Below are 9,517 nucleotides of genomic sequence, written 5' to 3' on the forward strand. Positions count from 1 at the left end.
AGAAACCATCAAGACTCTCGGCGGGCTGGATCTGCTCGTCACGAACGCAGGCGGTCCCCCTTCGGGCGGATTCGAGTCCTTTAGCGAAGAGGATTGGGCAAAAGGGATCGATCTTTCGTTGATGAGCCACGTTCGCTTGATAAAGGCGGCCTTACCCCACCTGCGCAAATCGGACGCAGCCAGCGTGCTGACGATCACCTCTGTTTCTGTGAAGCAGCCGATCCCCAATTTGGTGCTTTCGAATAGCATCCGCGCCGCAACAGTCGGGCTGACGAAGACTCTTGCCCTTGAACTGGGCGGGGATGGGATCCGCTTCAACTCGATCCTGCCCGGGTGGACAAAAACTGATCGAGTATTTGAATTGCTCGGAGCACGGGCACAAGCCAATGGCACGAGCGTGGACGAGGAAATGGCCAAACAAATGGAGGCCTGCCCGCTTGGGCGAATGGCCGATCCACAGGAATTTGCCAATCCGGCTGTCTTTCTGCTCTCGCCTGCCGCCTCCTATATTACCGGCGTGATGCTGACCGTTGATGGTGGGATGTATAAGGGAACGCTTTAAGTTACAGGTTGAAGGTTAAAGGTTGGCAGCCTAAAACCTTCAACTTGAAACTTTCCAACCTTCAACTGAATAAGGTACAATCTGCACTTACAACTATTTATTGGAGAAAACAATGACAAAGTCTTGCCTGAATTGTGAAAAGACCGAAGAAGAAATTCCTTTGCTGGATCTGCATTATCAATCGGGGAAACTCTTCATTTGCCCACAATGCCTCCCCATATTGATCCATAAATCTGAAAAGCTGGTTGATAAACTACCCGGCGCTGAGAACTTCGGAGACGCCGAACATCACCACTAAAAGATGAGAAAGCTTTCTTTTCTTACGCGCACATCCTTCCTGATCGGAGGATTTTTCGCGCTGGATAAAGGGCTGGCCTTTTTGCGCTCGATCATTATCGCGCGCCAATTCAGCCTGAGCTTCGAGCTGGATGCTTTCAATGTTGCCAACAACCTGCCCGACATGCTCTTTGCGCTGATCTCAGGTGGGGCGATGTCGATGGCGCTGATCCCCATCCTGAGCGAATATCTGACCACCCGTGGCCGTCCCGAAGCATGGAAGCTGTTCTCCAGGATTGCCAATCTCGCCTTTGTAGTAACGGCCATAGTTGGGATCTTTATCGCCATCTTTGCTGAGCAAATCGTCCGCTCTGAGATAGGTATCGCACCAGGATTTGGTCCCGAAGAGCAGGACGTGATCATCAAACTGATGCGTTTGAATCTGATCGCAACGACGATTTTCTCAGTCAGCGGTCTCGTGATGGGCGGTCTGCAAGCCAACCAGCATTTCTTCCTGCCCGCAATGGCACCCGCGCTATATAATATCGGTCAAATATTTGGCGCGCTGGTTTTTTCACCCACCGAGCCTTATACAATCGGCCCGGTCACTTTCCCTGCCCTCGGGCTGGGCATCCCTGGTCTTGTTTATGGCGTCATCCTTGGTGCAACCCTGCATCTCGGGATCCAAATCCCGGGTCTGATCAAATATAAATTCCGCTGGACACCCTCACTTACACTCAAGGACGAAGGCGTGCTTATGGCGCTCAAGATCATGGGGCCACGTCTGGTCACCATGATCGGAATCCAATTGATTTTCATCGCCCGCGATAATTTTGCCTCGCGGCTCGGGGTCGGCGCGATCACCTCCCTGACCTATGGCTGGATGATCATGCAGGTCCCCGAGACCCTGCTCGGCACAGCGATTGCGACAGCCATCCTGCCAACGATCTCTGAATATGCAGCCACTGAAAATTGGGGAAAGTTCCGTGAAACGATTGAGAACGCCATCCGCGTGTTGATCGCGTTAACCTTGCCTTTCGCAGCCATTCTTGCCGCAGGTTTGCTACCGCTTGTCCGTCTGGTCTTCGGCTTCGGCGTGGATGGCACCTCCCTGCTCACATGGACAGCCCGTGCCTATTTGCTCACCCTGGCCGGATACGCCCTCCAGGAAGTTCTCTCGCGGGCCTTCTACGCCCGAAAAGAGGCCCTCATTCCTCTGGCGACGATCTTCGTCCGCTTTGGTCTTTATATTCTGGGCGGAGTGATCGTGTTGAAGTATTATCCTCATCTGAGTGCGATCGGGATCGCGTTGGCAGAGTTGGCGGTAGCGATTGAAGCGGCATTGATGCTTGCCATAATGAACGCACGCCTCCCGGAGGGCGTTTCGGCATTTCCATCCCTTGGCCGAGGATTATTGGCAGCCCTTCTCGGCGGAGTATCCGCTTACGCAGTTGCTCTTTATTTACCCGGCGGGGCAGTGCTTACCGCGATCATCGGGATGTTGGTTGGAGCGGGGATTGCATTGCCAATCGTATGGAAAGAAATACGCCTGCTATTTAATCTCTAAGCGTGTATAATAGCTCCCATGTCTGAATCAATTGAAGATACACAACCTGTAAAAACAAATAAAAAAACCAGTAGAAAAAGATTATTTATCACCATACTGGGATTCATCCTCATCCTCGCGCTGGGCGCCTTTGGCGGATACAACTCGGGGATCGGCATCCGAAAAAGCGCAGAAGCGACCCAGATCGGCCAGGCTCTTGGCGAACAATTCGAACTCGGAGCCATCGCCCTGGCAGAAGGGCGTTATGACCATGCCCGCCAACATTTTGAATTTATTGTTCAACATGAGCCCACCTATCCCGGTGCTGCTGAAGCGATGGCTCAGGCCATTTTGGGGATGACTTTTACCGCCACCCCAACAATTACACCTTCCCCAACGCTCACCCCCACCCCTGATTTACGCGGCGCGGAGGCGATCATTAATAATGCGCAACAACTTATCAACACCGGTGATTGGACAAATGCCCTCGCCGCGCTCGATCAACTCCGAAAAGAAGCTCCTGACTACCGAACCGCAGAAGTGGATGGGATGTATTATTTCGCCCTGCGCTACAATGGTGCAGATAAAATTGCCAAACTAGGCGATCTTGAGGGTGGTATCTACTTCCTGACCTTGGCAGAGCGTTTTGGACCCCTGGATAGCACCGCAAATAATCTGCGTGCAAATGCACGGCTCTATATCACCGGTGCTACATTTTGGGAAATTAACTGGGAGCAGGCTGTAAACTACTTTGGTCAGCTTGCGGCATTTGCCCCCAATGTCTGGGATGCGGCCTCCAATATGACGGCGGGGGAACGTTATCGGATCGCGTTGATGCGGTATGGTGATGAACGCTTTTTAGCAGATGACTTTTGTGGTGCTTATGCGCAGTATTCAAATGCGCTCGCCTATGGCGGGTTGGATGAAACTGCCACAAAATATTCCTACGAGGCCTATGATATCTGTTATCCGCCAACCGCAACCCCCGAACCAGCCCCAATTCCGATAGATACACCTGTTCCCACGCCATAAGCAATGGACATCACGCCCGTTTGGGCTTTGGCCCTGATATATTGGCTACATATGCTGGCAACGGTTATTTGGCTAGGTAGCCTTGTTGCACTGAGTTTGCTTGTTTTACCTGCTGCCCGCCGCAGTCTCGACACTAAATCGCAAAGCCAATTGCTTGAAGCCATCCAGCATCGGCTGGACCCATTGGGTTGGTTTAGCCTCGCGCTTTTGCTGGTAACAGGCCTGTTCCAGATGAGCGCCAACCCCAATTACGAGGGTTTTCTCGCCATCAGCGGACAATGGGCGATTTCCATTCTGGTCAAACATATCTTTTTCGGGCTGATGATCCTCGTCAGCGCTGCGCAAACCTGGTGGCTGCTGCCCTCCCTTCGGCGGGCGATGCTTCGTCAGCAGAAAATCGGGGATGAGACAGAATTGATTGCCTTGCGAAAACGAGAAGCTTTATTGCTCAATCTCAATCTAATTTTGGCGATTCTCATTGTAGGAATGACTGCGCTGGCCAGGGCTGCTTAAAAATTAAGCTGTAAAATGAAGGTCCCGTTCCCTTGAAGGGAACGGGACCTTTTTCTAACAAGCGACCGAGTGTTTAGAAATCCTCGGTCCCTTGCTTTAAGCCTGGTTTATGCGCCAACATCCTTAAGAGCCTTCAATGCTGCTTCGTGCAGCAGACCATTCGTTGCCAGCACACCACGATTATTGACCAGTTTGCGCCCGGACGAAAAATCCAGTGGCTTGCCACTAAGATCACTGATCCTCCCGCCTGCCTCCTCCAACACCAGTGAGCCAGCTGCCTGATCCCAAATTTTTTCCTGATAATCGGGCATCTTCGGTGAAAGGAGCCGCAGGATGATCTCTCCCGCACCTGCTGCCAGCACCGCATATTTGACCTGGGAATCCATCCGAACAGGCTCAGCCTGTGATCCTAATGCGGATGCGAAATTATCGATTTTGCTGACATCCGTATGCCCGGATTCAAAGGAGCGCATCAGACGGGCCTCAACCCCCTCCGCACGCGGGGAGGCTTGAATCCGTTTCCAGTCATTTTTCTCGAAACCGGCAATACTCGTTAACCAGGTCCCCTCGCCACGTACCGCGATGAGAAGTGATCCCTCCCCTCCCGGTTCGGAGATAAATCCGTCCGTCAGGTTGGGACAGCCAAGAACACCGATCTTTACATCCCCTTCTTCGACAAGTGCCAGTGCGACAGCATACTGGTCGCCACGGATAAAACCCTTCGTACCGTCGATGGGATCAAGCGTCCAGAAGCGGTTGGCAGAATCTGCTGCTCCCCGGTCAATCCACTCACAAACGGAAGCAGGCTTGGCTTCGGGTATGAAGCGAGCGGCGTAGGCTGTCACCTGTTCCAATAGATGCTCTGCCCCTTCTTCTTTTAGTGCATCTGAGGCTTCTTCTCCCACTAATACCGCATCAGGAAAATCTACCATCAGCAAATATGAAACGAGCGCCTGCGAGGCAAAATCCGCGACTGTGACGGGAGATTTATCACCTTTGGTAAGGGCAGAGGCAGCGGTTTCGGTTTGCACCATTTGGATAAGCTGAGAAGCTTTCTGCACTGCGTTCAACGCAAATATAATTTCAGGGTCATTGAGATCGATCATGAATTTTCCTTTTTTCTAAACACCAGGGTCACAAAAGCTCTCAAAGGATAAACTTTGTACTTCTTTGTGCTCTTTGTGTTTAATTGGTTTCCGCTAAAACGCCCGTCAGATCATAGGCCATTGCGCCGGTAATGCGCACGGGGACCATTGCACCAATTTCGGCTTCACCTTCGATTAAGACCAGGCCATCAATTTCAGGCGCATCACGGTAGGAGCGACCTATGGCAATTCCATCATCAAAGCCTTCAATGAGCACATCCAGCGTCTTGCCAACGAAAGATTGATTGATCTGCAATGAGATTTTTTGCTGGATTTCCATTAAGCGTTCCCAGCGTTCTTCCTTTACTTCTGCCGGGACTGGATCACCCAAAGGCTCACTGGTCGTGCCTGGCTCAAAGGAGAATTGGAAGGCACCCACACGGTCAAAGCGTGTCTCTTCAATAAAGTCGAGCAGGGCCTGGAATTCCTCTTCGGTTTCACCAGGATACCCGACAATAAAAGTCGTGCGGATGGCCAGATTTTCAATGCGCTCACGCATCTTGGCGAGGGTTTTGTGAACCCAATCCATATTGGCGGGGCGCTTCATCCGTCGCAGGGCCATTGGGGCGGCGTGCTGGAGGGGAATATCAAGATAAGGCAATATCTGTGGTCGGGAGGCCATCACATCGATCATACGATCTGTGACATAACCCGGATAGGCATACATGATCCGGATCCATTCCATTTCGGCAACAGAATCGGTCAGCTCTTCAAGCAAAATGGCAAGCCCATCCTTCATGCCGAGATCATGACCGTAATCAGTCGTATCCTGAGCGATCAGGATCAACTCACGGACGCCATTATCGCTTAATATCTGTGCTTCCTCGAGGATGGCTTCCAGCGGGCGGCTGACGGCAGTTCCCTTAATAAGAGGGATTGAGCAAAAAGCGCATGGACGACGACAACCATCTGCGATCTTAAGATATGCGCTGGCACCAAAGACATTCGCCCGTAAGATATCGCTTTCATCCGTACCAACAGTTTTGGCATTTTCCGGTAAATGATAAAGTACTTCGGGGCGATAATTATTGCGCATATTTCGGAGCTTTTTTACTACCTGCACAATATCCATCCAGCGACGAGTACCGAGCATCCCATCTACACCGGGAACTTCCTGGGCAACTAATTCGCTAAAACGCTGCGTCAGGCAACCAGCCGCGATCAGCAATTGCCCCTCTTCTTTCTCTTCCGCAAGCTCCCGCAAGACGCCAATTGATTCATCACGGGAGGGACCAATAAATCCGCAAGTGTTGACGATTAACACATCCGCCAGAGCTGGGTCTTCCGAGGCATTGTAACCATCCCGCAAAAGAAGCTGCGCCATCGAATCAGAATCAACTGTGTTCTTGGCACAACCTAATGAAACTAAGTGAAAAGTATTTTCTTTCATATTTTTATACCTATAATAAGTGGAGAATGCACTTCAAACGATAAGCCATCACAATGGTAAAGGCACATTTCTCTTTGGTCTTTAATCGGCCGGCCCAACTACTGTTGCAAGGGGTGTTAATGTCGGCGAAGGGGTAATTGTTGGGGTCGGTGTGACGGTGGCTGGGAGGGTCGGTGTTACCGTTGGGGTCAAGATGGTGCGAGCACCATAAATACGCTGAACTACCTCACCAAAGCCACCCATCAACCCCATATCACGTTGATTATAGGCAATGCGTACACCTGCACCATTGGCCGTTAAAATTTCCACTTGCTCATTTCCCTCATAAACAAAGGTCGCATTGGGTTGAGCCCGACCTTCAAAAACAAGTTTCCCATCCACGTTAACGCGAATCCAAGCGCGCTCTAAAATTGTCACTAGAATCTGTACTCCGGGATTTTCCTCTTCAAAAATAGTTTCATCCAGGGGAACTACCGTCCCGGCTTCTACTACGGGGGTATTCACCACAAGCAAAGTCGGCGTAACGATTTCGTCAAGAGTCAGCGTGGGGGTGCTCATCAATATCTCTGAAATTGAGGGAGCAGTTGCCTCCACCCTTGTTGCGACCTGCGTTTTGGCTATTCTTCCCAGCCCCCAAATTGAGAAGGCAATTAAAAGCGCGATTAGCCCCACTCCAAAAATCAAGTCTGGGGCAACATAACCACCCAATGAAAATTTACGTCTTCTCTTTTTAATTGATCCCTGAAACTGATCTGCCATCTCAAGATGTCGCTCAATGCGTTGTGCTTGCAACCCTTCTGCAAATTCCAGGAGAATTGCATCGGTATCCAGGTCCAAAAAATCAGCATAATTATTCAACATGCCTCGGGTTTGCACAGAGGAAGGCAGGGATTCATATTTCCCCGACTCGAGGGCAGCTAAATAATGAGGGCGCAGGTGGAGGTGCCCTTCGATCTCCTCATATGTGAGGCTGAGCATCTCTCTTCGTTCACACAGGATTGAGCCAATCCTTGCAAATATGATCCGAGATTCTTCTGGAGGATGGGATGACTCGTGAGCGATATTCTCGTCGACGCTGGCAGGTTTATCAGGTGTTGGCAGCACTTCGGGTGCGAGAGTTGGGCTTGCTTCCTCTATGGGATCAGATTCGGCCTCTTGCACGGGAGCCGGTTCAGGACCTGAACGTGGTACGCCAATCCGACGCAACAAGCGTACCCAAAAAGATATGGCTTCCTTCTCATCAGTGGAGGATTCCACATCCGTTTCTTCTTCAGGAATTTCCTCACTTTCTGCGGTAGATGCTTTCTCTACTTTTGAAAACTCAGAAGAAATCTTTGTGACCTCAGCGTTGCGCATTTCGGCAAGAATGGAATCGATATCCAGATCCAGATGTTGGGCATAGAGACGCAAAAAGCCACGCCCCTGCGCTGGAGAGGGCATGACCGAGAAATCATCCGCTTCCAGAGCCTCGAGATATTTGCTGCGGATATGTGTGCTCTCAAAGACATCCTCGAGGCTGAGGTTGTGGTCAAGACGGGCGTTTTTGAGTTGCTGACCAATGGTAAGAGACATGGTTAAGACAACATCACCGGACCCCTGTATGAAAGGAGAACCGGCGATGTAATTGTGTTCAAGTGACGAAAAAATTTAGGCTTCGGTTTCTTCGATTTCTTCTGTTTTTTCTGCCGCTTCTTCTACAGGCTCTACTACATCTGAATCATCTACAACTTCGGCTTCTTCAGAAGCATCTAATTCTTCTACAGCTTCTGGCATAACTGAGGCTTCAACATTTTCTTCTTCCTCAACGCCTGGAACATATTCTTCCCCTTCCGCAGGAGCGGCTTCGCCTTCACGGTAAACCACAACATTGAACTCAGGGACAAGATCCATTGTTAAACGTGCCTTGGCAATATGTTTGCCTAAGGTGCGGATCGGCTGGACTTCGATCTGCTGTTTTTTTATTTTGAAGCTGGTTTCTTTTTCAACGGCATCAGCAATTTGTTGGGTTGTGATGGAACCGTAGAGTTTATCAGAATCACCAGCCTTAGCAGAGAAGAGCAGTCGCAAACCCTCGATCTGTTCAGCCAGGCCACCTAACTCATTGTTAAGAGCCTCACGTCGTTCTGAGGCTTTCGAGCGGATGCGGTCAGCTTGTTTGAGCGCGCCGGGAGTGGCGAGGATCGCCAATCCCTGAGGGATTAAATAGTTACGGCCGTAGCCATCTGCAACCTTTTTCACGTCACCGGCACGACCGAGCTTAAATACGTCTTTGATCAATAAGATTTTCATTTTTTTCTCAAGCCCTTCGGAATATAAGATTAATACGGAGCGAAGGGTACTACGCTCCGACCCGAAAGTATACCAGAGGGAATGAAGGCCGTCAAATTACTGGATCGGATTTAATCTTGCCAAAGATACAGAGCACTAGTAAGATAAGAGCATGAAATCCTGGAAAAATTATTTTAAAGAAATGGCAATTATCGCGGGCGTTGTCCTGCTCGTTTTTTTGATGATGGACTATAATTCCCGCCTTGACAAGCTAAATCAGCTTAACGATAAAGCACTCACCGTTCGTGCTGAGGCTACAGAAGTGAACCAGACCCAGATCACGTTGCAAACCCAAATCGCAGAAGCAACATCAGACGCCATTACAGAAAGAGAAGCCAGAAATAGTGGGGAAATCCAGGAAGGGGACCAACGAATTGTGCCTTTGCCCTCGGATGGCCCTCCGCTGCCAGATACATTTATTCCGACACCTGTACCTGAGCGTATAAAAAAATGGCAGGTCTGGATGGAGCTTTTTTTTGGGAGATAAATCTCTGAATGCTTCGCAATAACCAATGGGCACATATCCGCTCCACGCGTTTAATCGGGCTTGCCTCCGTTATTTAAATGAAAAACCTGTCTTTTCAGACAGGTTTTTGCTAAAGTGGCGAGAGTGGGACTTGAACCCACGACCTAAGGCTTATGAGTCCTCCGCTCTGCCAACTGAGCTACCTCGCCATAGCGGAGCAAATATTACTATGGTCTCTTTTTTTTGTCAACGGCGTTGA

10 protein-coding genes and 1 tRNA gene are annotated in these 9,517 nt (G+C 50.2%); 6 read left to right on the forward strand and 5 right to left on the reverse strand.

Annotation, left to right across the window (positions count from 1 at the left end; genetic code table 11):
• The 5 genes from AC3DOM_RS09105 to AC3DOM_RS09125 all read left to right on the forward strand — a co-directional run.
• Positions 1-562: SDR family oxidoreductase (locus AC3DOM_RS09105; protein ID WP_487918729.1), on the forward strand; the 562-nt coding region annotated here is incomplete at its 5' end.
• Between the two features lie 112 nt (positions 563-674).
• On the forward strand, positions 675-860 hold the full coding sequence (locus AC3DOM_RS09110; protein ID WP_487918730.1) for a hypothetical protein: 186 nt from the start codon (positions 675-677) through the stop codon (positions 858-860).
• Between the two features lie 3 nt (positions 861-863).
• A complete protein-coding gene (gene murJ / locus AC3DOM_RS09115) occupies positions 864-2,405 on the forward strand; it encodes a murein biosynthesis integral membrane protein MurJ (protein WP_487918731.1) in 1,542 nt (513 codons plus the stop codon).
• 18 nt (positions 2,406-2,423) lie between these two features.
• Positions 2,424-3,416 carry a hypothetical protein gene (locus AC3DOM_RS09120; RefSeq protein WP_487918732.1) on the forward strand — a complete coding sequence of 331 codons (993 nt, stop codon included), beginning with the start codon at positions 2,424-2,426 and terminating at the stop codon, positions 3,414-3,416.
• Between the two features lie 3 nt (positions 3,417-3,419).
• Positions 3,420-3,929, forward strand: coding sequence for a DUF4149 domain-containing protein (locus AC3DOM_RS09125; RefSeq protein WP_487918733.1), 510 nt, complete (start codon positions 3,420-3,422; stop codon positions 3,927-3,929).
• 107 nt (positions 3,930-4,036) lie between these two features.
• Here AC3DOM_RS09125 and AC3DOM_RS09130 read toward each other — a convergent pair whose 3' ends face one another.
• From AC3DOM_RS09130 to rplI, 4 genes are all read right to left on the reverse strand, one after another.
• Positions 4,037-5,035 carry a 3'(2'),5'-bisphosphate nucleotidase gene (locus AC3DOM_RS09130; RefSeq protein ID WP_487918734.1) on the reverse strand — a complete coding sequence of 333 codons (999 nt, stop codon included), beginning with the start codon at positions 5,033-5,035 and terminating at the stop codon, positions 4,037-4,039.
• A gap of 79 nt (positions 5,036-5,114) precedes the next feature.
• On the reverse strand, positions 5,115-6,464 hold the full coding sequence (gene rimO, locus AC3DOM_RS09135; RefSeq protein ID WP_487918735.1) for a 30S ribosomal protein S12 methylthiotransferase RimO: 1,350 nt from the start codon (positions 6,462-6,464) through the stop codon (positions 5,115-5,117).
• Positions 6,465-6,545: 81 nt separating this feature from the next.
• Positions 6,546-8,036: a helix-turn-helix domain-containing protein gene (locus AC3DOM_RS09140; RefSeq protein ID WP_487918736.1), complete on the reverse strand. Its 1,491-nt coding sequence runs from the start codon at positions 8,034-8,036 to the stop codon at positions 6,546-6,548.
• A 75-nt stretch (positions 8,037-8,111) separates the two neighbouring features.
• Complete coding sequence (rplI, locus tag AC3DOM_RS09145) at positions 8,112-8,753, reverse strand: 50S ribosomal protein L9 (protein WP_487918737.1); 642 nt, start codon at positions 8,751-8,753, stop codon at positions 8,112-8,114.
• Positions 8,754-8,904: 151 nt separating this feature from the next.
• Here rplI and AC3DOM_RS09150 point away from each other — a divergent pair, with 151 nt between their 5' ends.
• Positions 8,905-9,279 (forward strand): hypothetical protein, encoded by a 375-nt coding sequence (locus AC3DOM_RS09150; RefSeq protein WP_487918738.1) that lies wholly within the window; start codon positions 8,905-8,907, stop codon positions 9,277-9,279.
• 115 nt (positions 9,280-9,394) lie between these two features.
• Here the strand turns inward: AC3DOM_RS09150 and AC3DOM_RS09155 are convergent.
• Positions 9,395-9,467 (reverse strand) — tRNA-Met (locus tag AC3DOM_RS09155).
• Positions 9,468-9,517: the final 50 nt, after the last annotated feature.

It is taken from the genome of Candidatus Desulfolinea nitratireducens (assembly GCF_982879505.1).